The following is a 23090-nucleotide window of genomic DNA, read 5'->3' on the forward strand; positions in this document are numbered from 1 at the left end:
AGAACGACAATGAAGAAACTGATCATATTTGCACTAGCCTGCTTCGCCTTTACCGGCTGTAATAAGTTTGATGAGGAGCTAAGCGTTAACCCGAACCAGCCGAGTGAGGCTTCCAACACGCAGTTGCTTGCCAACTCCATGATGTACCTGCCGGGAACCAGCTCCAGCCCCTACGGGCCGCTCTATGCGCAGCACCTGTCAGAGACAGAGTACACCGACGCCTCGCGCTATAACTCCGTCTACTTTAACTTCTATAACTACTATACCGGCCCGCTGATGAACATCGAGTCGGTGCTTGCGTCCAATGAGCTGGATGTGAGCGAGGGGCCTGTACCAAACCAGCTGGCGATGGCCAAGGTACTCAAATCGTACTTCTTCTGGCACATGACAGACAGGTGGGGCCCCCTTCCGTATGAACAGGCGTTGCAGGGCAAAGAGAACTTCACCCCTGCTTACAATAGCCAGGAGACCATCTACAACGCGTTGTTTACCCTGCTGGACGAGGCAAACGCCGAGATGGTGCCGGGCGTGGTTGATAACGACATTATGTACTCCGGAAACCCGGATAAGTGGCGCAAGCTGGCGAATACCATCCACCTGTTGATGGCGTTGCGCCTTTCTGAGGTAGCTCCTGACAAAGCCAAAGCGGAGTTTAACAAAGCGCTGGAAGGGGGCATCATGACCTCTAATGCGGATAACTTCGTTTACCCGCACCTTTCAAACACGGATAACCAGAACTACTGGTACGAGGTGTTTGAGGTTCTGAACCGTAAGTGGTATGCGGTCAGCAAGCCTTTGGTGGACTACATGAAGCCGCTGGGCGACCCGCGCCTGGGCACCTTCGCGGAGCCTAACAGCCAGGGCGAGTACGTGGGCCTGAAGTACGGCCTGCCCGGAGATGTAGCCAACACCGGCGAATACAGTAAAAAGAACATCTCTATGCTGGGGGAAAGCCTCCGCCAGCAAAACTCCCCTGTTTACCTGGTAACCTATGCCCAGGGGCTCTTTGCCCTGGCTGAGGCTGCAAAGCGCGGCTGGATTGCAGGTGGCGACGCTGTGGCAGAGAACTACTACAACATGGCTATCGAAGCATCTGTGCAGCAGTGGAACAATGGTGAGGTAACAGGCCTGGAGGAAATGATGCAGCAGCCGGAGGTAGCCTACGACCCTGCCCGCGCAATGGAGCAGATCGGTTACCAGCGCTGGGTGCACCTGTTCATGAACGGTTACGAAGCCTGGGCGGAGTGGCGCAGAACAGGTTATCCGGCCCTGGAGGCCCCGGAAGATAACGCTGGCCGTGCCATCCCGCTTCGCGAAGCTTACCCAAGCCAGGAGGCACAAAACAACAGCCAGAACTACAAAGAGGCGGTTCAGGCTGCCTTCAACGGTCAGGACGACCTCTACGGACGCCTGTGGTGGGACAAATAGCCGAGATCTAACTTGACAAGCAAAGCCGCTCTTACGCTGTAAGAGCGGCTTTTTTATTTAGTGGTATATTAATGCCTGCTTGCTTACACAGCTCTAGCTGCCATTTGGCCTAGTGGGTTTCTCCGCCGCCCCTGCCCCTCCATGGCTCGCAGATAGCAGGTCAGGCTGGCAAAGCTGTCCGTACTTGATACCCCTGAGACATCAGCAGGCAGGCTAAAAGACACTCCACACAGCGGCACTGAAAGCTTTACCCCTTACAGGCTGCTCCAAACGCTCCCCCTGAGCAAGCCTGGCGTGCCGGTGGGGCAGCGGACTAACACAGCGTACCAGGAGCAGACGGAAAAGCTATTCCATAGGCTGTAGTGTAAATGCTGCAGACTTTTCAGATGCTGTGGCTCCACTACAGCTGCAGTAACACCAAAAAAAATGCTTACCGGCACACCTTTTGCACAAACACGATGTTAACACGCAGACTTAAATAAAAAATTTTAAAGAAGTTTATTGGTTAACCAAAACTTTTTACTCAAATTGCCACTATAGAATGAGACCTAGTGCATGAGCACCTTAACATCACATACCGATTATCTGGAGAGCCTCAACAACGTTGAGAAGAAGAAGTTTTTACAGAAGGTAAAGATAATCAGACACCTGTACGTAAAAGGTGTCCGCACCAATGCCGATATTTGCTCTCGCTTCAACATCAGCTCCCCAACTTCAATGGGATTATTAGGTGAGCTTATCTCTGAGGGGCTGGTGGAGAAGCAGGGGCTCGGCAAATCGGTAGGCGGACGCAAGCCGGACCTGTACGGGCTGCGCAATAACTCTCTTTTCGTGCTTAGCATCGAAATGGACCGCTTTAGCACCCGCATGGTGATCGTGGATAACAACAACAACCAAATCACACCTGTTCGCACCTATGCCTACACGTTACCCGAGGACCTGAGCGGCCTGAACGAGCTTTGCACCCGAGTGGAAGAGCACATCGCCACGTCAGGCATCGACCCGAAGAAACTAGTGGGCATCGGCATCAGCATGCCGGGCCTGGTGGCGGGGAAAGAAGGCAACAACCACACCTACCTGAGAACCGACCTATTAGAGGAATCATTACAGGAGCTGCTGAGCCAGAAACTCGGTAAGCCTGTGTTTATACAGAACGACGTAAAGAGCGCTGCCCTGGCGGAGCTACGTTTTGGCGAGGCGAAGGGAAAGCAGGACGTGCTGGTACTCTCCATGGACTGGGGTATCGGTACGGGCGTGATTATGGACGGTAAGCTGCGCGGCGGCACCTCAGGCTTTGCCGGAGAGTTCGGGCACATTCCGCTGATAGAAGACGGTAGCCTGTGCCACTGCGGAAAGCGCGGCTGCCTTGAGACGGTGGCCTCCGGGGTGTCCCTTACAAGTATAGCCCGCCAGAGAATCAAGGAGGGGCAGAAATCGCTGCTGAGCAAGCTGCCCGATGAGGAACTGGACGAGCTGGAGCCGCAGACCCTGATAGACGCCGCCCACAACGGCGACCAGTTCGCCATCAACATGCTGTCAGAAACCGGCAAGCACCTGGGCAAAGGCATCGCCATACTTATCCAGCTGTTTAACCCGGAGCTTATTATACTTGGCGGGAAAATAGCCGAAGCCAAGCAGTTTATCACCACACCCATCCAACAGGCCATCAACACCTATTGCATGGCGCAGCTGCGCGAATCCACCAGCATAGCGCTGTCCACACTCGGGCAGAGCGCCAGCATGCTGGGAGCCGCGGCTACGGTGCTGGAGAACATCCTGGAGCAGCAGTTGGAGCAGGCCAGGTAAAGACGATTAACTCAGAAAAGACAAAGAATATAGCACGATGCAAACGTTAAACAGTACCGTTCCTTTCAAATCACAGAACTCCATGCCCCGGCTGAACCTGCTGGAGGAGACACGTTTTGAGAAACTTCCGGTAAGCGTTTTCCCGGACCAGCACATCGCCTCTGTGTCGGTGGCAAAACGCATTGCTGACCTGATCAGGGATAAGCAAAACAAGGGGCAGCAGGCTGTACTGGGGCTGGCGACCGGCGCCACGCCGGTGGGGGTGTATGCAGAGCTGGTGCGCATGCACCGCGAGGAAGGACTTAGCTTCCGCAACGTCATCACCTTCAACCTGGACGAGTACTACCCGATGCAGCCGGATGCGGCGCAGAGCTACGTGACGTTCATGAACGAGAACCTCTTCGACCATATCGACATCGAAAAGGCAAACGTGCACGTACCGGACGGCACCCTGCCGAAAGAGGAAATACACGCCTACTGCCTCAACTACGAACGCCAGATAGAAGAGGTAGGCGGGCTGGACCTGCAGATCCTGGGCATCGGCCGTACGGGCCACATCGGGTTTAACGAGCCGGGCTCGGCACCAAACTCTGGTACGCGCCTCGTAACCTTGGACGACCTGACCCGCCGCGACGCTGCCCGCGACTTCGGCGGCAAGGAGAATGTACCGACCAAAGCCATCACCATGGGCATCGGCACCATCTTCAAAGCACGCGAAATTATCCTGATGGCCTGGAGCCAGAAGAAAGCGCCGATCATCAAAAAAGCGGTAGAGGGAGAGATGTCCAGCGAGGTGCCTGCCACTTACCTGCAGCTGTCGAACAGCGTAGAGTTTGTGCTGGATGATGACGCTGCCTCTGAGCTGACTCGCTTTAATACCCCGTGGCTTGTAAAGGACTGCGTGTGGGATGAGCAGCTGACGAAGAAGGCGGTGATCTGGCTCTCAGAAAAACTGGGTAAGCCTATCCTGAAACTGACCGACGAAGACTACAACACGCATGGTATGGCGCAGCTGGCCACCGAGTTCGGCCCTGCCTATAACATCAACATAGATATCTTTAACAAGATACAGCACACCATTACCGGCTGGCCGGGAGGCAAGCCAAACGCAGACGACACGCAGCGCCCAGAGCGGGCCGAGCCGGCGCAGAAACGCGTTATTATCTTCTCTCCTCACCCGGACGATGATGTCATCTCCATGGGTGGTACATTTATCCGACTGGTGGACCAGGGCCACGATGTGCATGTGGCCTACCAAACCTCGGGCAACACCGCCGTTTGGGATGATGATGTGCTCCGCTACATGGAGTTCGCCATTGACTTTAACAAGAGCATTGGCAGCGACACCAGCCGTTTGCGCCAGATCTACGACGACATGCGCGGCTTTATCGAGGAGAAACAGCCGAACCAGGTAGACACGCAGGAGATACTGAACGTGAAAGGCTTTATCCGTAAGAGCGAAGCCTACGCCGGTGCGCGTTACGCCGGGCTGGAGGATGAGAACATCCACTTCATGGCCCTGCCTTTCTACGAGACGGGCAAGCGCAAGAAGAACTCTGTTACCGATAAGGACATTGAGCTGACGATGGACCTGCTACAGCGGGTGAAGCCGCAGCAGGTTTTTGCCGCCGGCGACTTTGCAGACCCGCACGGCACGCACATCGTGTGCTTTAAGATAGTGGTAGAGGCACTGCAGCGCCTGCGCCAAACAGAAGAGTGGGCTAACGACTGCTGGCTTTGGATGTACCGCGGCGCATGGCATGAGTTCGAAACCCATGAGATCGAGATGGCTGTGCCGCTCTCGCCACAGGAGGTGATCCGTAAGCGTGAGGCTATCTTCAAACATCAATCACAGAAAGACAGACCGGTTTTCCCGGGCGACGACGCGCGCGAGTTTTGGGTGCGTGCCGAAGAGCGTAACCGTGAAACCGCTGAAAATTACCATAAACTTGGCCTTGCCGATTACGAGGCCATGGAGGCATTCGTGCGTTACAATTTCTAAACCATCCTTTCTCTAGGACACACATAGGATCATTTGAGAGTTTAGAGCCACGAAAAAAGCCCGCTCAGTTTCTGAGCGGGCTTTTCTGTTTTTACGGAGTCTTAAAACTGCTTTTCAGTCCCCGGTGGAGTTACTTACTGCACGGCTACTTCCACCCGCCACCCAAGGCCCGGTAGATATTGACCATGGCATTCATCTGCTGCATCTTGGTTTCGATAAGGTCAAACCTGGACTCCAGGGCATCGCGCTGGGTCATCAGCACCTCCATGTAATCTGCCCTTGCAGAGGCAAACAGCATGTTGGAGATCACCACCGATTGGTTCAGCGCCTCCACTTCCTGTGCTTTTAAATCGTAGCTTTTTTCCAGGTTGTTGATTCTCGCTAACTGGTTCGCCACCTCCACATACGCATTCAGGATGGTGCGCTCGTAATTGTACACGGCCTGAATCTGCTTTGCATTGGCGCTGTTATAGTCGGCTTTAATCGCGTTTCTGTTAACCAGCGGTGCCACCAGGTCTCCCGTCAGCGAGTACAGCAGCGATTCCGGCGTCTTTAGCAGGTACGACGGGTTGAAGGCATTGAAGCCTATACCTGCCGAGATGCCTAAAGAAGGATAAAAGCGGGCCTTCGCCACCTTTATATCCAGTTTGGCAGCAGTCAGGTCCAGCTCGGCCTGTTTGATGTCAGCACGGTTTTGCAGCAGCTGTGCAGGAATACCTGCCTGTATGGTCTCAGGAATCAGGTTCTCGAACGTTTCATCGTTCCGTTGAACTGGCTGCGGGAACCTGCCCACCAGAAAGTTGATCCTGTTCTCAGTTTCTATGATCCTTTGCTGTATGTCGTACTGCAGGCTCTTTGTGTGGAGCACCTGTGCCTGAAACCGGCGAACGGCCAGCTCCGTAACGCGGGTGGCTTCTTTCTGCAGTTTTACAATCTCGAGGGCATTGTTCTGAATCTCGATGTTCTTCTGCACAATGGCCAACTGGTTATCAAGGGCCAGCAGTTCATAGTATGAATCAGCAATTTCAGCAATCAGGTTCGTAACCATAAAGTTCCTTCCCTCAACGCTGGACAGGTACCTGTTAACGGCTGCTTTCTTGGCATTGTGCAGCTTGCTCCAGATATCCACTTCCCAGGTTGCATAAGCCCCCACCAGGTAATCCTGCAACGGCTCCGGCATTTCTTTCCCCGGTTTTATATCGGTGGTGGCCTCCATGGCCCCTATGTTCGTGTACCTTGGCACCTTGTCTACTCCGGCAGCGCCTTTCAACCCCACAAACGGCAGGTACTCCCCTTTCCGGGCCCTTACTTCGTTTCGTGAGATTTCGATTTCCTGCAGCGTGATGTTCAACTCCTGGTTGTTACTCAAGGCGGTATCTATCAAGGCAATCAGGTTCGGGTCGGTGAAGTACTCTTTCCACTGCAGCGTTGCTGTGTTGATAGTGTCCTGCGAGTTATTAAAACTCGCAGGTACTGTTGTGTTCGCTGTTCTTTCAACTACTGACGGAGTAACACATGCCGTAACGGTTAACGACAGGCAGGCAATCCCCAGGCATTTATATAGGACTCTTTTAAACATTGTGATGGACATAATCTTCGGTTAAAGGAACTTCATCTTCATCTTTGATCAGGTGACGGCCGTCTGCCATGCGGGCGAATATGTAGTACAAGCCCGGCACAATGACTACCCCGAAAATTGTTCCGAACAACATACCACCGAGGGCGGAGGCACCAATTGTCCGGTTACCAATAGCTCCAGCACCGGTTGCAATAATCAACGGTATCAAGCCCGCGATAAAGGCGAAAGAGGTCATCAGGATTGGGCGGAAACGCACTTTGGCACCTTCGATGGCGGCGTCAAATATTGTGGCTCCCTCCTGCCGCTTCTGCACGGCAAACTCTACAATGAGCACGGCGTTTTTACCCAGCAAGCCGACCAGCATGATAAGGCCTACCTGCGCGTAGATGTTGTTCTCCAGCCCCATCAGCTTCAGCAGCAAAAACGAGCCAAACACACCCACCGGCAGCGACAACACCACCGCCAGCGGAATAATAAAGCTCTCATACTGTGCCGCCAGCACGAAGTAGACGAACATCACCACAATGATAAACACATACAGGGCCTCATTCCCTCTGCTAGCCTCGTCATAAGAAAGGCCTTCCCAGGCGATGTCGTACCCTTTTGGCAGGGTTTCTTTCGCCACTTCGCGTATGGCCTGAATGGCATCTGCCGTAGTATAGCCTTTGGCCGGGAGCCCCTGTATAGCCGCTGAGTTATACATGTTGAAACGGGTAACCTCGTTAGGGCCCTGCGTTTTCTTCAGCTTCATGAAGGCTGAGTAAGGCACCATTTCGCCGCTCTCGTTTTTAACATACAGCTTTAAGATATCGGACGGGAGCCTTCTGAATTTAGGGTCTGACTGCACGTATACTTTGAAGAACTGCCCGAATTTGATGAAGCCCTGCTCATAGGTACTACCAATCAGAATGTTGAGGTTCTCCATCGCTTTATCGATCGTCACGCCTTTTTGCATGGCCAGGTTATTGTCTATCTCCAGCTCGTACTGCGGATAGTTGGCGGCAAAGAAGGTAAACAAGCCGGTAAGCTCTTTACGCTTGCGCAGGTTGTCCAGGAACTCCTGGTTCACCTTGTCGAACTCATGGTAGTCTGTTTCGGTGTTTTTATCCAGCAAACGCATGGAGAAACCGCCTGAGGAACCGAAGCCCGGGATGGCCGGCGGCTCAAAGAACTCGATAACAGCCCCAAGGCCTTTTGACTTCTCTTCCAGCTCCTCCATAATCTCTTTCACGGTATGATCGCGCTCCGACCAGTTTTTAAGGTTGATCAGACAGGTTCCCGCGTTAGAGCCCCTACCTTCGGTCATGATCTCGTAGCCTGCCAAAGAGGACACTGACTCTACCCCTTCAATCTCTTCGCAGACTTTCTGCAGCTTTTGAGACACCTGGTTGGTTTTTTCAAGGGTAGATCCCGGAGGGGTCTGGATGATGGCGTAAATGGTACCCTGGTCTTCGTTAGGGATGAATCCTGACGGCAGAATTTGGTTTTCGTATACTATGCCGGCACCAAACGCCAACAAGATGATCCAGGTGAGCCACCTTCTGCTAACAATAGAGGTAAGCAGGCCCACATACTTGCCGGTAAGCTTATCGAAGCCTCTGTTAAAACCGTCAAGCGTGCGGGTTAACACGTTCGACTTCTTCGGTTGACCATGGTGGTTCTTTAGCAGCATGGCGCACAGCACCGGAGTAAGCGTAAGGGCGATAACGGCCGAGATGACAATGGAACTGGCCATCGTAATCGAGAACTGGCGGTAAAAAGTACCCACCGGCCCCGACATGAACGAAATCGGCAGGAACACCGATACCATTACTGCTGTGATCGCGATAATAGCACCGCTGATTTCGCCAAGCACTTTCTGAACCGCTCTGTAAGGCGATAAATGCGGCTCTTCCTCCATCTTAGCATGGACGGCCTCGACGACCACAATCGCATCGTCCACCACAATACCGATGGCCAGTACGAGTGCGAAAAGCGTAACCAGGTTAATGGAAAGCCCGAAGAACTGAATCACAAAGAAGGCCCCTATCAGGGACACGGGCACAGCCAGAATCGGGATCAGCGTGGAGCGCCAGTCGCCAAGGAAGATGAACACAACAATGGCAACAAGTATAAAGGCATCCCGAAGGGTGTGGATTACCTGCTCTATAGAAGCATCCAGGAACGGGGAAACGTCATAGCTGATTTTGTAGTCCATCCCCGGCGGGAAGTACGGCCGCATTTCCTCGAGCTTGTCTTTCACCTCTGCAATTACATCGCTGGCGTTACTGCCGTAGTTCTGCTTCAGTACAATGGCCGCTGAAGGATGGCCATCCAGGTTGGAATAGATATCAAAGAACTCACTGCCCAACTCTACGGTAGCGATGTCCTTCAGGTGTATGCTTTCGCCTTCGGCGTTGGCCCGGATAATGATATTCTCGTACTCTTCCGGCTCGCTGTACCTCCCTTTGTAGGTAAGCACATATTCAAGCGACTGGGCGGCTATACCCGAGCTTTGGCCAATTCTACCGGGGCGGCCAATGATACTTTGCTCCCCTAGCGCCTCCATTACCTCTTCTACCGAGATGCTGTAGGCCCGCATACGGTCAGGGTTTAGCCATACACGCATCGCATACCTGCGGCTACCAAGAATCTGCGCCCTGGCGACCCCTTTGGTACGCTGAATTTCCGGGATCATTTTAACGGTGGCGTAGTTGAACAGGAACTTTTCGTCCATGCTCTCATTCTTAGAGTAGAGGTTGACGTACATCAACATACTCGGCTGGATGGGCGTGATCACCACACCTTCGCGCTGCACCAGCTCCGGTAGGAGTGGCATGACCTGGTCCACCCTTGTTTTCACCCGGACGACGGCATCGTTGGGGTCGGTGCCCGGCTCAAAGATCACCCTAAGGGTAGCCTCACCGGCACTTGTGGCATCAGTGGCGATATAGCGCATCCCCTCCACGCCGTTTATAGCCTGCTCTAAGGTTATCAGCGTGGACTTTACCAGCACATCGGCACTGGAGCCGGGGTAGGCGATAAAGATGTTGACTGTAGTCGGGGCAATTTCCGGGAATTGGGATATAGGCAGCTGTCTGATAGCCAGGGAGCCTACAAACACAATCATGACCGATATGACAATCGCAAATACGGGTCGTTTTATAAACTTACTAAACATTTCTTCTGATTTTTAGGACACCTGATTACTCTGCATATAGATCCAACTGGGACAGGACAGTGCTAGGCTCCACGAATTTGTAGTGTATTTTTTCATTTTCCCGTACCAGGCGCAGGCCTTCCAGCAGGAACTTATCTCCTTCAGCCAGGCCGTCTTGTACAGCGTAAATGTGCGGCATCTCCGCTGCCACGGTAATCTCGCGCGACTTAAGCACACCGTCTTTATCCACCACATACACATACTTCTTGTCCAGCACCTCAAAGGTGGCTTTCTGCGGGATAAGCAAAGCATTGGAAAGTGGCACGCTCATGAGGATGTTGCCTGTTTCGCCGTGCCTTAACAGCCTGTCCGGGTTAGGGAATGTGGCTCTGAAAGGAATGTTGCCCGTCTCGTTGTTGAAGTCGGCCTCGATTGTCTCCACTACACCGGGGTGGCTGAACAGCTTGTTGTTTGCCATCAACAGCTTCACTTTCACGGCGCTGTCCTGCTTTTCATGAGACTTGTAGTCCAGGTACTCGGCCTCTGGCACGTTGTAGTACACCCACATTTTGCTGTTGTCCGACAGGTTGGTGAGCAGCTCACCCTCATCCACCAGGCTACCCAGCCTTACATGGAAGCGGTCGATGATGCCATCAAACGGAGCTTTGATCTGCGTAAACTGCAGGTGAACTTTCGCCAGGGCCAGTTCTGCTTTGGCCTTGTCCAGCTTGGCTTTGGCCATAGCCAGTTCGTTAGGGGACACGATGTTGCTGTCTGCCAGCTTCTTCGTGTTCTGGTACTCAATATCCGCAAAGTTCACCTCGGCCTGCGCGCTTTGCAGCTCTGCCTCATAAAGGGTCGGCGTAATCTGGAACAGCAGCTGTCCTTTCTTTACCGTCTGCCCCTCGTCAACGAATATTTTCTGCAGGTAGCCCCGTTCCTGCGCTCTCAGTTCAATATGGCTTATAGAATGGATCTGGCTTACGTAATCTTTTGTGACGGTCGTGTCCATTTTCATCGGACTAGTAACCATAAAGGTGACTTTCTCTTCCTTCTCTTCCTTTTTGGATTCACAGCTTGTATTGCACAATAAGGCGCACAAGCCCATGAGCATGAGAATTCTCTTCATGATGATTTTTGCTTTTAAAACAAAGGGTTTATTAACGATTGACTTGAAATGAGAAACCACACGGTACACCAACGCACACAGGCAGCAGGGGGCCGCCGGAGAGCAGGCTGTGAACAGCTTTTAAAATGATGCACAATGAAATGCAGTTACCGCAGCACGGGTAACTACGGCACCACAACAGCGCTGGGGCAGGCGCTGCTTTCGCTAAAGCCCGATGAAAACCGGAACGCGAAAGCTTGGGCTACAGCTGCGTTAACGCTACCTGTGCCCGGCCATACGGCTGCGTGGTGATGGCAAGCTATACTTGCTGAAGAGGGTTTACTATATCCTGAATACCTGTAGCAGGAGGTACCTTTTATGGGATAGCTTAGAGAAAAAGTGCTTACAGAAGCGTAAGCTTGCCTGAACAAAGCAGATGAAATACGCCAGCGCAAGGGCGTACAGAAGCGATGTGAAGTAAGGGTTGTTGCTTAAAAGCTTTTTAAGCGCAACAAAGTCAAGTGAGTCGTCCTCTCCGTCCGTGGCTTCAATGCTGAAGTCTTTGTCGAGGTTGTAGGAAGAGTATTTTGGGGCAGCGATCTGGGCTTCCTGCACGGAACCCAGGCTGGCGAATACGGATCCCTGAAGGCTATTTTCTGCAGCAGCATAGCGAGACAGCTCCTGGTAGGTAGGCACATATAGTTGGCCATACACAATCCCCAGGAGGACACTAAGCGACAGAAGGTATTTTAAAAAAGCCTTAATCATTTGATTGCAAAGCTACATCACATTAATTGTACAATCAAATAGGCTAACATGAAATAATCTTTAAAAAAATGTAAGCCCTCCCACCAACAAGACACAACAAACTGTGCGCCAGCAATATAAAAACACAACTAATTTACCCCAAGTAGCCAGATACCCGAAGGACGCTCGTAAAATAATGGCTTCCTGCCCCTGTAGAACCAACCATAACACTACAAATCCGCAGCGTAGGGTTTCAGCACAAAACACCGAAAGCTTGTTTGACGCCACCGTACTTGTGCGGGTTCGGTACTCTCTCCGCTAACACTCTGGAACGAGCGTTTCAGTAACCGGCTTTGGCAAAGGAAGCCAGCCAGCCAAGTATAGCCCCAGAGTAGGGTAAACAAAAAGGGGCTCCCAAGCTGGGAGCCCCTTTTCGTGTATTTGCTAAGGTCAGCGGCTACTGCTGTACCTTTTTGCTTTTCTCCATGGCGTCGTACACCACCTGTAGCACATTCGTGCGGGTGTTCAGCTTGCCCAGCAGGTTGTTTTCGCGGGTCGGGTGCACACGGTTCGACAGGAATACATACACCAGGTTGTTCACCGGGTCGATCCAGGTATAGGTGCCGGTAAAGCCGGAGTGGCCAAAGCTCTCTACGGGAGCACCAGGAGCGGCATTGCTGTTCTGTGCACCGGGCTTAGCCGGACGGTCGAAGCCGAGGGCACGGTAATTACCCTCCTCGCAGAACTGGCACTTGCTGAACTCGCTCACCGTGTTGCCCCCAATGTAGGTTTCACCGGCAAACGTGCCATCGTTCAGGTACAGTTGCATCAGCTTGGCAACGTCGTTTGCGTTACCGAACAAACCGGCGTGGCCGCTCACGCCGCCCAGCATAGCTGCGCCTTCGTCGTGCACGGTTGTGTGCAATAGCTGCTTCCGGAACAGCGAGTCGTGCTCCGTCGGCACAATATCACGCGGGTGATAGTACTTATAAGGGTTAAACGTCAGGCTGGTCGCACCGATTGGCTTGTAAATATTCTCCTTCAGGTACGTTTCAAAATCCTCCCCGGTGATGTTCTGCACCACCAGCGGCGCCAGGATAAACGACAGGTCGCTGTAAACGTAACCGGGCTTCTCATTCAGCGGAGAGTCCTTTATCTCGTTATAGATCTTTTCGGCGTACTTGCGGTGGATGTACAGGTTCTGCGCCACTTTAATCGGGAACCGCTTAGAGGAGTCAGCTTTAAAGGTGCGCCACTTAAACTTGCCATTCTTCTTCACTGTTTCCTTCCAGAACGGTATCCATGCCTGTAGCCGTGCCTGGTGCGTCAGGATGTCGCGGTACTTGAGGTTCTCTTTGTTAGAGCCTTGCATCATCGGCAGGTATTCGCCTAAAGTGCGGTCCACATCAAAGCGGCCCTCGCCTTTCAACTTCATGAAGGCGGCTAAGGAGGTGCTTATCTTTGTAACAGAGGCCAGGTCGTACAGGTCTGTTTTCTGCACCGGCACCGTGTTGTCATACGTATGGAAGCCATAGGCCTTTTGGAAAATCACCTTTCCGTCTTTAGCAACCAGCACCTGGGCGCCCGGCGCCGCTTTCTGCTCCATTGCCTGCGCCACCAGCGAGTCGATTCCGGCAAAGTCAGCCGTTTTCAGCCCTACTGCCTCCGGCTTGGTGTAGGCAAAGCGCAGGCCGCCCTGTGTCATCAATCCGTCATCAATCCTGAAGCTGTTGGAGATGGTAACCGGCAGTTTGCCCTTGGCTCCTACCCCGCCAAAAATCATCTGGGCGGCCACGTCCTGGGTGATAGGCGATTCCTGGTAAGCGGCGATCAGACCGTCCGCTTTCCCGAGGTCCTCGAACATAGCCAGGCTGTACACGTTACCGAACACACTCACAAGAGTCGGCTTGGTGCGGATAAGGTCTTTGAGGAACAGGTTCATTTCGGCGGTGATGCCAAAGTTGCTGCTTCCCGCCTTCAGGTTCAGCTTGTGTACACCGGCTATCACCAGGTTATAGTCCTGCAGCCTTTCCTTTAGCGCCATCAGCTCCGCAATAGAAGTGTTTGGCGTCAGGAAGAACGTGTCTACTTTGGTGTAGCGGGCCAGGCCACGCTGGAAATCGGTTTCCGTATCGGTACCGATGGCGAGCGCCGCGACTTTAAGCGTATCGAGGCGTTGCAGCGGCAGGATGTTCTGCTTGTTGCGCAGCAAGGTTAGGGAAGCCTCTACCAGTTGCTGGTTCAGGTAATCCGCATACGGGTTGTTGAGGTCAGCAATCAGATTTTTTGTTTCGATTGGCTGCCAGTTATCCAGCCCCAGCCATTGCTTGGCAGCCAGCACTTTGCGGCAACGGGCGTCTACCTCTTCCTGTGTTATCTCCCCGTTGGCGATAGCCTTCTTCACTTCCTGGATAGTTGTTTTCACATCCATGGTGTTCAGCAGCATATCGTTACCGGCCAGCAGGGCTTTCACATCCACAATGCCCGGCTCGTAGAACTTAGCCACGCCCTGCATGTTGAGGGCATCGGTAAATACCAGCCCCTTATAGCCCATCTCCTTCTTTAAAAGGTCGGACACGATCGGTTTGGATAGTGTGGAAGCCAGGTTTGGCGTGTTGTCCAGCACCGGGATGTTCATGTGCGCCACCATCAGGCTGCCCAATCCGTTTTTCATCAGCTCACGGAACGGGTACAGCTCCACAGAGTCGAGGCGGATTTTGGAGAAGTTGATCACCGGCAGGCCCACATGCGAGTCTACATCGGTGTCGCCGTGGCCGGGGAAGTGCTTGGCGTTGGCCAGCACCTTCTCGTCCTGCATGCCGCGCATGTAGGCCAGGGCTTTGCGGGTAACGTTGTACTTGTTCTCGCCAAAAGAGCGGAAACCGATCACCGGGTTGTTCGCGTTGTTGTTCACGTCCACTACCGGGGCAAAGTTTACGTGCACCCCGAGCCGACGGCACTGGCGGGCAATCTCCGCGCCCATTTTGTAAATAAGCTCTTCGTCTTCAATGCCTCCCAGGGCCATCTGGTAAGGGAAGCGGGTGGTGCTGTCGAGGCGCATGGCCAGCCCCCACTCAGCATCTATGCTGATCATCAGCGGCACTTTGCTTTCCTGCTGATAGCGGTTGGTCATTTTCGCCTGCCGTACCGGGCCTCCCTGGAAGAAGATCAGCCCGCCTACTTTATAGTTGCGCACCAGGGCGCTGATGGAGTCGATGTGTGCCTGGTCTTTGTTGGAGTAAACCGGGATCATGATGAGCTGCGCAATGCGCTCTTCCGGCGACAGGGTCTGAAATACCGAGTCTACCCATGCCTGGTTCGCGTTTAGGAAAGGAGGGTCTGTGGCCGGGTTAAATACCTTGGCCGCCGCCTTCTCGGTCGTGTTGCGGCGCGTCTTGGAGGTGCGCTTCTGCGCTTCCACATTTACTGCCCCGGTTAGCAGGAGGGCCAGCAGGGTGAGCAAAAGTAAAGGTCTCTTTTTCAAAGTGGTTAGTGGTTAAGTATTAGCGTGTTTAGGTGTAAATTTAAACTAAATATGCCAAAACAGGTGCAATAAAATCAGCTTAATTAGCCCGCCACTTCACTCAATAAAGTTTAAACATAAAATTTCACCTAAAGCAGCCTTCCTTCTTTCTGAAGAATAAGCACTTTGGTATATTTAGTCAGAAATATACCTGCGCGGGCCACTGCTGCGCCGGCTTTCGGATCGCCAACTTTCACTAACCATAAATCACCCGAAATGAAAAAACATCTCTCCATTTGTTTTCTGTTACTCCTGTGCCTGCCCCAGGTTCTGCTGGCGCAGCAAGAGGCTCCCAAGCGTGAACTCCGGGCCGTCTGGATCGCAACGGTAGCCAACATCGACTGGCCAAGCCAGCCCGGGCTTTCATCCGTCGTGCAGCAAGAGGAGTTTCGCTACATACTGGATGAGCACCAGAAAAGCGGCATGAACGCCGTTGTGGTGCAGGTGCGCCCCACAACCGATGCCTTCTACCCGAACGGGCAGGAGCTGTGGTCGCACTGGCTGACAGGCAAACAGGGGCAGGCACCGAACCCGCCCTACGACCCGCTGAAGTTCCAGATCGATGAGGCACACAAACGGGGCATGGAGTTCCATGCCTGGTTTAACCCGTACCGTGCCACCTTTGACACGGTAAGTGCCAATATCAGCCCAAAGCATATTACCCGCACTAAGCCGGAGTGGTTCGTGAAGTACGGCGATAAGCTGTACTTTAAGCCGGGCCTCCCGGAGGTGCGCGAGTACATTGTAGGTGTGATTACGGAAGTGGTGCGCCGCTACGATGTTGATGCCGTGCACTTTGACGATTACTTCTACCCCTACCCTACCAAGGAGCCTTTTCCGGATGACGACGATTTCGCCAAGTATAACAATAACATTCAGGATAAAGATGACTGGCGCCGCTACAATGTGGACGAGGTCATTCAGATGCTGTCAGACAGTATAAAGTCGGTGAAGCCGTACGTAAAGTTCGGCATCAGCCCTTTTGCCGTGTGGCGCAACAAAACGGTGGAAGACCCGAGAGGTTCCGACACCAAGGGCGGCCTGACCAACTATGACCACCTGTACGCCGACGTACGCGGTTGGCTGGAGAAGGGCTGGATAGACTACAGCGTACCGCAGCTATACTTTCACATCGGCTTTGAGGTGGCAGACTATGCCAAGCTGCTGGACTGGTGGAGCAAAAACAGCTTTGGCAAGCACCTCTACATTGGGCAGGGCACCTACCGCGTGAACAGCGATGCCCGCTACAAAGCATGGCACGACCCGCTGGAGCCGGGCAGGCAATTGCGCCTGAACCGCAGTACCCCACATGTGCAGGGCAGTGTGTACTTCAGCTCGAAGTCAGTGATGGCCAACCCGAACGGCGTGCAGGACACGCTGCGCGAGAACTACTACCGCACCCCTGCCCTCGTACCTGTGATGAGCTGGCTGGACAACACGCCTCCGCCAGCTCCCTCAGACTTAAAAGCGGAGCAGGGCTTCGATGGGGTGCACCTGCGCTGGAAGGCGGCGGCAAACGGCGAAGCAGCCCGCTACTATGTCGTTTACCGCTTCAAGAAGGACGAAGAGATTGACCTGAACAACTCCTCCCGTATTGTTGGCAAGGTGTTCGGCGACCAGACCTCCTATTTTGATAAGGGAGCTCTGGAAGAAGGCAAGTATAACTACATTGTCACCGCCCTGGACCGTGTACAGAACGAGAGTACGCCCAGCGCCCGGGTAAAGCTGAAGTGGAAGGACTAAGCTCCTGCCCCAGCATTAACAGAAAGGGCCGCCCATTTGGGCGGCCCTTTCTGTTAATGCTGGGGTTAGGTAAACTTATTCAAGCAAATCCGCTACAGTCGTAAATGTGTACCCCTTGGCGGTCAGCGCTGTAAGAAGCTCCCCCAGACGATTGTAAAACTTATCTGTGCGCCGTGGGTCTGTGCCGATATGGATCAGAAGTATAAAACCGTTCAAACCATTGGGGTCCTTTGCCTCATGCGCCAGGATAGAGTTGTACACCGTCTCTGAGCTGACGTACCTCTTGCCCATTTCAGGCCAGGTGTAGTCTGCAGTAGAGCGCGTGCCCGGGGTAAAGTTGATTAACGTCAGTCCCTCTTGTGCTGTCCAGGCTGCAATACGCTGGTTATACCACTCGTAGGGCGGCAAAAAGTAGCGGGCATCTGCTTTCCCGACACCAAAACCAGCCATGCGGTCGTAGTTCCGCCGTAGGTCCTCTTTAAACGCTTCGTGCGAAACCAGCAGGCTGTCCCGCTTCACCCAGTCACAGTACAGTAAGTGGTCATCAGAGTGCGCGCCTAAATAATGCCCTTCCTGCTTCAGGCTTTTTATCAATTCCCGGAAACCGGGGTTTTTATAGAACCGGCCGGTAAAAAAGAAAGAGGCCTTGGTGTCATGCTCTTTTAGCGCCGACAGAATCGAGCTTCCACCATCTGCAAACTCGTCTCCGGTGAAAACAAATGCCAGACGCTTTTGAGTGGTGTCTCCCCGTATAATGGCGCCATGCGCATCGGTTACTACTTTTTTGCCTGAGCCCCCTCCCTGGAACTGTGCTCCTTGGCAGCCAGCAAGTAAATCAGGGAAGCGGTACCGTCCATCGTGGGCTCGTTTGTAGAGTAGTCGCCAAAATCATCGTGGTATACGACCAGGTCCGACTGAAAGGCAGCATAGTCGTCCGAGCCGTACAGCTTTATACCTTTCAGGTTATTGAAGATACTGCCGTAGACCGGTCCGTCAACCAGCCCTCCATCTATTGGGAAATTATGAAGGTGCGTGAAGGCAGAGTGAGGGTCCACTGGCGTATCACCTTTAGCCGGAAGCCCATAGACCATACTGGTACCCCAGGGATTTACCCCAAAGAGCCAGTCAAAATTAGCCTGCTCCAGCTCCGCATAGGTGTCATCGCCACTTAACTCATGGTACAGGTAGCTTTGAATGGCAAAGGAAGTGGTCAGGTTGTTAGAGCACCAGATAAAGGGAATCCCCCGGTAGAAAGCGTTCTTTTTGCCTTTCTCATACACTCTTTCAATGCCTTGCCGGTAGAAGTTAACCAGCTCCGCCTTGGTGCCTGGGTCTGCCTTTTTGGCCAGCTCATAGTGCCCAAAGTTGTGAAACGGGTACCACTGGTAATGGCGCGCGGTGTCTGCCCCCATCCAGGGCGTTACTTTTTCCTGCAAGCCGTACTGATAGGCCTGGTTGAAGAAGTTTTGTTCGCCTGTCAGTTGGTAAAGGGCGGCGGCACCTAGCTCCATGTCATCCACCCAGTTATCTTCCTCATAAAAGTAGGGAGCCAGGTTCGGAGCAGTCTGGCTAACGCCCGGCTTCTCCAGCCCCAGTTTGTAGGCCGACAACGCTTTTTCGCCAAAGCGTTTAGACAGGGCGGCATCTTTGTCCTTATAAATCTGGGAGGCCAGGGCAAAAGAGCTAGCAAACTTCCCTGCTGTTGACGCCACACCGGTTGCGCGGTTTTTATACTTGCCTAAGCCCTGCGGCTCCCCCGTTGCAAAGTATACCGGGCGGGCTTTGCCTTTTCCCATGCCATAGTCTACCGGGTCTTCGGTTGGCAGCCGCATGCCCTGGTGGTCGCGGTCGTCAGCGAGTTGGTTAAAGAGCCAGTCTTCGCGGGGATGCATTTTCGTTAGCCAGGTAAGCCCCCACTTCGCTTCGTCCAGCACATCGGCGACACCATTGTTTCCCTGGAGGCCGTTCTCCTGGTAGTTATCTGAAAAAACCTCCGGGAAATCGCGGTAGGCCGCAAGCAGGTGATACGTCGCGTTTGCAGAAGTAGTGGCGTACTGCAGGTAATCAGAGGCATCGTGCCATCCACCGGATACGTCGATCAGCGTACTGTCCGGCATCGGCCCGTACATGGTGTAGCCATCCTCTGTGTGGCAGGAATCCTGCAGGTACGGGTTATAACCGCTCCGCTGCTGACGCATGTACCGAAGTGCAAACTCTGCGGCGCCATCATATACATCAGAAGCAATTCTGAAAACAGGCGATTTGGCATTTCCTGCCCTCAAGTAGTAGCTACCGGGCTTACTAAATTCAGAAAAATTCAGGCGGTAAGTTTCTTCGAAAGGCCCATAGGCACCAAAAGGCTGACCGGCCTTTCCTTTAAAAACAATCTTGTCTGTGCCGGCGTCCACTAACTCAAAGCGGTCGAAGTGGTCTTGGGTTTTGCTTGCCCAAACAGCAACTTTCACACCCGCCGGGGTGTAGCCAAGCTGGTTGATACGCACCCAGGACTGCACTTCCTGCTCCGAGGCTGCTGTGCTCTTGCTGTTGTACTTAGACTGCATACACCCTGAAAGGGACAAGCTGCACGTTGTAACGACGGCCGCCGCCAGGGCAACCGAAAGTATTGTTTTCTTTTTTACCATGTTGTTGAGATTGCATTTTGTAAATCAAACTTATGCCATCGTTGACTAAAGCAAAAAAACAGTCGTTGCTACTGCGGGCACCTTACCTTTGGCTGGCCACCAGCTGACGCAACTGGGGAAGCAGGGCGTAAAGCTCTGTGCCCGGGCACTGGGTTTGCGCAAAATCCTGGTGCCCGCCTATGCTGTCTGCTGCAACGTGATAGCGTTTAGCCAGTGCAGGCACGAGCTCCTCCAGTGTTAAGCGCTGCTTCTCCGTTAACTCTTCTGCCGAAAAGTTACCCTCAACCACCACCAGCAGATGGCCGGCGGGATCGTAGGCGGTGTTAGAGTCTCCTGCATAGTCTATGTCTCTACCCTCAGCTACCGCACCGTTGCAGTCCAGGTAGAGATGGTAAGGTACATCTGCCCAAGCGGGCTTTGTCCTTCCATCTGCCAGGGATCCTTCGTTCTGCGAAAATTTTTGCAGCGCCAACATTTTATCCCCCAACGGCTTTGCGGGGTTCTGCCTGGTTGCGGTGTGGTGGATTGTAATCCGGCTAATTTTGTGGGGCTGCATGGCTAGCACCGGGGCGTTGGCCCCCCATGCTTCTCTAGGCAAATAGCTTATACCTGCCGGCACTGCCGATTGGGGTACTGCGCGCTGGCAGCCGGCAAACGCAATGAGTAAGGAAAACAGAATAAAAGCATGTTTCATAAGGTTTATATCTTTTAGTGACGGTGTAAACATGGCGAACCAGGAATGAACAGAATGCACTTTAAACAAGCCTGTTCCTGGCATTAGCAAAGCGGCTGGAGTAAAGTGGCTTTATGTTGTGCTTAAACTTGAGCCTCTGTCTTTTAAAAGAGAGTTTACTGGCAACGCATGATGTAACAAAAGTCAGTAGGAACAGGAAGCGCCGCCCATATGGGCGGCGCTTCCTGTAAGAAATTCGAAAGGGCTATCTATCCCGATATAAGTTAGTGCCAAAGCTAGTGTCTTGGTCACCCCGCAACACCAGGCTGTAGACTCTGCCTGCAATAGGCGAAAAGCTCGAGGTCGCTTGAAGTACAGTTGTTTCTCCATCGACAGTAAACTCCACCACATAGCTGCCATTAGGCTCAAAGGCAACATATTCTGAATGCTCTTTGAAAGCAACGTTATCGCCAAGAGGTATTCTCTGCTCCGCACTTTCCGAAGTAGCCTCTTTCACAAGCACTGCGTCAATCTCATGGGTATCATCCTGCAAAATATTAACGAAGCGCAGGTATGCTTTGCTATAGTCTAAGGCCGGTACCTCATCCTCTACAACATAGTTCTCAAAAGAACTTTCGCCTAACAGGTAAACTGTGTAAAACTCTCCATCCGCAAGTGTCGGGCTAGAGCTAGCAACGACAGCGTTATTCAGGCCCAAAGCCTGAAGCGTTTGGTTTCCAGCAGCGACATTGGCGTAACCATAAGTGCTAGGGAAGATAGAGTTGCCCCCGGTAAATACAATACCCTGTACCTCTCCGGCAGTATTAGCAGGAACTGCCGAGATTTTAGTGCTACCCAAATAGTAGTTCACAGCTGGTGCATCTGGTGCTGCATGTACAAACTTAATATAAGCGCCTGTACTTGCCGGCTCGTTGAAATCTTCGATAGCGTTCTCTTCGCACGAGCCCAACATTAGCCCCGCAGACAGTACCGCAAATGATTTGATAAATATATTCTTCATTGATATCTCTGATTACTGTTTGCTAAACCACATTTCGTATGTATGATAGTCTGGCTCCTGACCACCGATTTTATCAAGGGATGCTTCGTTCCACATGTACTCGGAGTTGTATCGAGGGCGGAAACGGTAAGCTGGCTTACCTTGGTTTGGTCCGTAGAAAGTCTCAGGAAGTTCAAACCCGGCAAAAACATTGTTTGCAGGGTTGGCGTCTACCGCTCCATCTTCATTTTCGATGTAATGATATCTTCTCAGGTCAGACCACGTCTCAATAAAGCCCCATCCCCACTGAGCGATATACTTCTGCAGCATGATCTTCTGCAAAGTAAGCTCTGCGGCAGTGCTTGGCACTAATTCCTCACTGGCAAGGTACTCTTTGCGACGCTCTTCAAACACAGCTACTTCATCTTCCGGAGTAGAAGAGTCATTTGTCACAAAGGTCTTCACAAAGTTCATGTGGGCATTGACACCTTTCGTGTAAGCATCCAACGCCGTCGCCTTCTCTCCCTTTATGTAGGCCGCCTCAGCTTTAATAAACTGCAGCTGCGCATAGGTCATAATTGGGAAGCGGGCGTTGTTACCAAACAGGTACTTATTTGGTGTAGAGGAGGCAACGTTATCTGTTGCTGTATTCCACAGGTTACGCGGACGCTCATTTACTACCGAGTATTCAGAAACACCAACAGACGGTGTTACGCCACGGTACTGTCCATCATTTGCTGGTGCCAGCATAACCGGCAGTCGAGGGTCTTTCAGGTGCTGCTCCGTAAACACAGGGTCCTCACCAACCAGGCTAGGATCGTTTAGCACTGGGTTTGAACCATCCAGAAGGCTGACAATAAACTTAGACTGACGGTACGGGTTCAGGTTTCCTCGGCGCGGACCAAAGAAGTTCGTGTCAGAGCTTACTGCGCCCTCAAAACGAACTGATGCATCATCCGCATTGCTTTGCAGTGCCTTGTCTACATACTCTATTACTTTATCAGGGTTAAAGTTTGACTTGTTGGTAAGGCGGCTCTCATTGATAGCCAGCAAACCATACGCAAAACGAAGCCACTTCTCGCGGTCACCGTTATAAATCAGGTCGCCTTGGCCTAACGTGGTACCCACTTTACCATCGGTACGCTCTAAATTTTCGATAGCGAGCATTGCCAGACGTCTTACCTCCTCATAAACATACTCCTGTGAATCATAATCAAAAGTAGTACGCCCTGGCTCAAAAGCCTGCTTCACAACAATCTCACCATGGTAGTCGGTCAGCATCTGCCATCCAAAAGCTCGCAGCACATAGCCAACACCCACAAAGTCCCAACGCTCTTCCTCTTGTGCCTTTGTGATCATGTCCGTAAGGTTTACACCCATCGTCCAATACACCGATCGCCACAACTGGCCCGCTGCATCACTACCTGTAGCATATCCATGACGATCCCATGTCAGGTCAGCATCCCGGTAGTTCCAGTTCTGAATATAACGGCCAAGGTATCGTGCATCATACTGCATACCAAGCACGAGTTCAGACTGTATTGCTGGCAAGTATAAATGCGGCGCTACCACTTGGTCTGGACCATTGGGGTTGGTGTTTACGTCCAGATAGCTTTCACAGCCTGTCGTAACTAATGTGCCTGCAGCAAACAGGGAGGCACACACTATTTTTTTGAAGTAATTATATTTCGTTTTCATTC

15 protein-coding genes are annotated in these 23090 nt (G+C 52.6%); 5 read left to right on the forward strand and 10 right to left on the reverse strand.

Annotated features, from left to right (window positions below):
* Positions 1-9: 9 nt before the first annotated feature.
* The 3 genes from CA264_RS08740 (at position 10) to nagB (ending at position 5236) form a co-directional block, all read left to right on the forward strand.
* Positions 10-1428: a SusD/RagB family nutrient-binding outer membrane lipoprotein gene (locus CA264_RS08740; protein ID WP_025606397.1), complete on the forward strand. Its 1419-nt coding sequence runs from the start codon at positions 10-12 to the stop codon at positions 1426-1428.
* Between the two features lie 555 nt (positions 1429-1983).
* A complete protein-coding gene (locus tag CA264_RS08745; RefSeq protein ID WP_025606399.1) occupies positions 1984-3234 on the forward strand; it encodes an ROK family transcriptional regulator in 1251 nt (416 codons plus the stop codon).
* A 37-nt stretch (positions 3235-3271) separates the two neighbouring features.
* Positions 3272-5236, forward strand: coding sequence for a glucosamine-6-phosphate deaminase (gene nagB / locus CA264_RS08750; protein ID WP_071784584.1), 1965 nt, complete (start codon positions 3272-3274; stop codon positions 5234-5236).
* A gap of 145 nt (positions 5237-5381) precedes the next feature.
* Here the strand turns inward: nagB and CA264_RS08755 are convergent, their stop codons facing one another.
* Genes CA264_RS08755 through CA264_RS08765 form a run of 3 tightly spaced genes read right to left on the reverse strand, consistent with a single transcriptional unit; the run spans position 5382 to position 11083 of the window.
* On the reverse strand, positions 5382-6815 hold the full coding sequence (locus CA264_RS08755) for a TolC family protein (RefSeq protein WP_025606403.1): 1434 nt from the start codon (positions 6813-6815) through the stop codon (positions 5382-5384).
* Positions 6808-9975, reverse strand: coding sequence for an efflux RND transporter permease subunit (locus CA264_RS08760; protein ID WP_025606405.1), 3168 nt, complete (start codon positions 9973-9975; stop codon positions 6808-6810). The genes CA264_RS08755 and CA264_RS08760 overlap by 8 nt, the downstream gene beginning before the upstream one ends.
* Before the next feature lie 25 nt (positions 9976-10000).
* The gene (locus CA264_RS08765; protein ID WP_025606406.1) at positions 10001-11083 is read right to left on the reverse strand and encodes an efflux RND transporter periplasmic adaptor subunit; all 1083 of its coding nucleotides are present in this window, start codon (positions 11081-11083) and stop codon (positions 10001-10003) included.
* 135 nt (positions 11084-11218) lie between these two features.
* Between CA264_RS08765 and CA264_RS21820 the strand changes: the two genes are divergently transcribed.
* Positions 11219-11374, forward strand: coding sequence for a hypothetical protein (locus tag CA264_RS21820; protein ID WP_157593665.1), 156 nt, complete (start codon positions 11219-11221; stop codon positions 11372-11374).
* Positions 11375-11404: 30 nt separating this feature from the next.
* Here CA264_RS21820 and CA264_RS08770 read toward each other — a convergent pair whose 3' ends face one another.
* Both CA264_RS08770 and CA264_RS08775 read right to left on the reverse strand, forming a co-directional pair.
* Positions 11405-11830: a hypothetical protein gene (locus CA264_RS08770; protein ID WP_025606407.1), complete on the reverse strand. Its 426-nt coding sequence runs from the start codon at positions 11828-11830 to the stop codon at positions 11405-11407.
* 436 nt (positions 11831-12266) lie between these two features.
* Entirely contained in the window at positions 12267-15293 is a 3027-nt protein-coding gene (locus CA264_RS08775) for a glycoside hydrolase family 3 N-terminal domain-containing protein (RefSeq protein ID WP_036775966.1), read from the reverse strand.
* Between the two features lie 255 nt (positions 15294-15548).
* On the opposite strand from CA264_RS08775, the gene CA264_RS08780 reads away from it, so the two are divergent.
* Entirely contained in the window at positions 15549-17075 is a 1527-nt protein-coding gene (locus tag CA264_RS08780; RefSeq protein WP_025606410.1) for a glycoside hydrolase family 10-like protein, read from the forward strand.
* Positions 17076-17150: 75 nt separating this feature from the next.
* Here CA264_RS08780 and CA264_RS22200 read toward each other — a convergent pair whose 3' ends face one another.
* The 5 genes from CA264_RS22200 to CA264_RS08800 all read right to left on the reverse strand — a co-directional run bounded on the left by CA264_RS22200 (position 17151) and on the right by CA264_RS08800 (position 23088).
* Positions 17151-17831, reverse strand: a complete 681-nt coding sequence (locus tag CA264_RS22200) for a polysaccharide deacetylase family protein (protein WP_162912106.1) — start codon at positions 17829-17831, stop codon at positions 17151-17153.
* 20 nt (positions 17832-17851) lie between these two features.
* Positions 17852-19717: a glycoside hydrolase family 9 protein gene (locus CA264_RS08785; RefSeq protein WP_237151200.1), complete on the reverse strand. Its 1866-nt coding sequence runs from the start codon at positions 19715-19717 to the stop codon at positions 17852-17854.
* 82 nt (positions 19718-19799) lie between these two features.
* Positions 19800-20411: a peptidoglycan recognition protein family protein gene (locus CA264_RS08790; protein ID WP_084196242.1), complete on the reverse strand. Its 612-nt coding sequence runs from the start codon at positions 20409-20411 to the stop codon at positions 19800-19802.
* 244 nt (positions 20412-20655) lie between these two features.
* A complete protein-coding gene (locus tag CA264_RS08795) occupies positions 20656-21411 on the reverse strand; it encodes a DUF4397 domain-containing protein (protein ID WP_025606413.1) in 756 nt (251 codons plus the stop codon).
* Positions 21412-21423: 12 nt separating this feature from the next.
* Positions 21424-23088, reverse strand: a complete 1665-nt coding sequence (locus CA264_RS08800; protein WP_025606415.1) for a SusD/RagB family nutrient-binding outer membrane lipoprotein — start codon at positions 23086-23088, stop codon at positions 21424-21426.
* Positions 23089-23090 lie beyond the last annotated feature (2 nt).

The organism is Pontibacter actiniarum, from assembly GCF_003585765.1.
In the GTDB taxonomy this organism is placed as follows: Bacteria; Bacteroidota; Bacteroidia; order Cytophagales; family Hymenobacteraceae; genus Pontibacter; species Pontibacter actiniarum.

Bases quoted from the DNA above. Each gene is read 5' to 3' on its own strand.
- CA264_RS08785 (WP_237151200.1), bottom strand. From the start codon at position 19,717: ATGGTAAAAAAGAAAACAATACTTTCGGTTGCCCTGGCGGCGGCCGTC.
- CA264_RS08795 (WP_025606413.1), bottom strand. From the start codon at position 21,411: ATGAAGAATATATTTATCAAATCATTTGCGGTACTGTCTGCGGGGCTA.
- CA264_RS08755 (WP_025606403.1), bottom strand. From the start codon at position 6,815: ATGTTTAAAAGAGTCCTATATAAATGCCTGGGGATTGCCTGCCTGTCG.
- CA264_RS21820 (WP_157593665.1), top strand. From the start codon at position 11,219: ATGAAATGCAGTTACCGCAGCACGGGTAACTACGGCACCACAACAGCG.
- CA264_RS08765 (WP_025606406.1), bottom strand. From the start codon at position 11,083: ATGAAGAGAATTCTCATGCTCATGGGCTTGTGCGCCTTATTGTGCAAT.
- CA264_RS08760 (WP_025606405.1), bottom strand. From the start codon at position 9,975: ATGTTTAGTAAGTTTATAAAACGACCCGTATTTGCGATTGTCATATCG.
- CA264_RS08780 (WP_025606410.1), top strand. From the start codon at position 15,549: ATGAAAAAACATCTCTCCATTTGTTTTCTGTTACTCCTGTGCCTGCCC.
- CA264_RS08740 (WP_025606397.1), top strand. From the start codon at position 10: ATGAAGAAACTGATCATATTTGCACTAGCCTGCTTCGCCTTTACCGGC.
- CA264_RS08800 (WP_025606415.1), bottom strand. From the start codon at position 23,088: ATGAAAACGAAATATAATTACTTCAAAAAAATAGTGTGTGCCTCCCTG.
- CA264_RS08745 (WP_025606399.1), top strand. From the start codon at position 1,984: ATGAGCACCTTAACATCACATACCGATTATCTGGAGAGCCTCAACAAC.
- nagB (WP_071784584.1), top strand. From the start codon at position 3,272: ATGCAAACGTTAAACAGTACCGTTCCTTTCAAATCACAGAACTCCATG.
- CA264_RS08770 (WP_025606407.1), bottom strand. From the start codon at position 11,830: ATGATTAAGGCTTTTTTAAAATACCTTCTGTCGCTTAGTGTCCTCCTG.
- CA264_RS08790 (WP_084196242.1), bottom strand. From the start codon at position 20,411: ATGAAACATGCTTTTATTCTGTTTTCCTTACTCATTGCGTTTGCCGGC.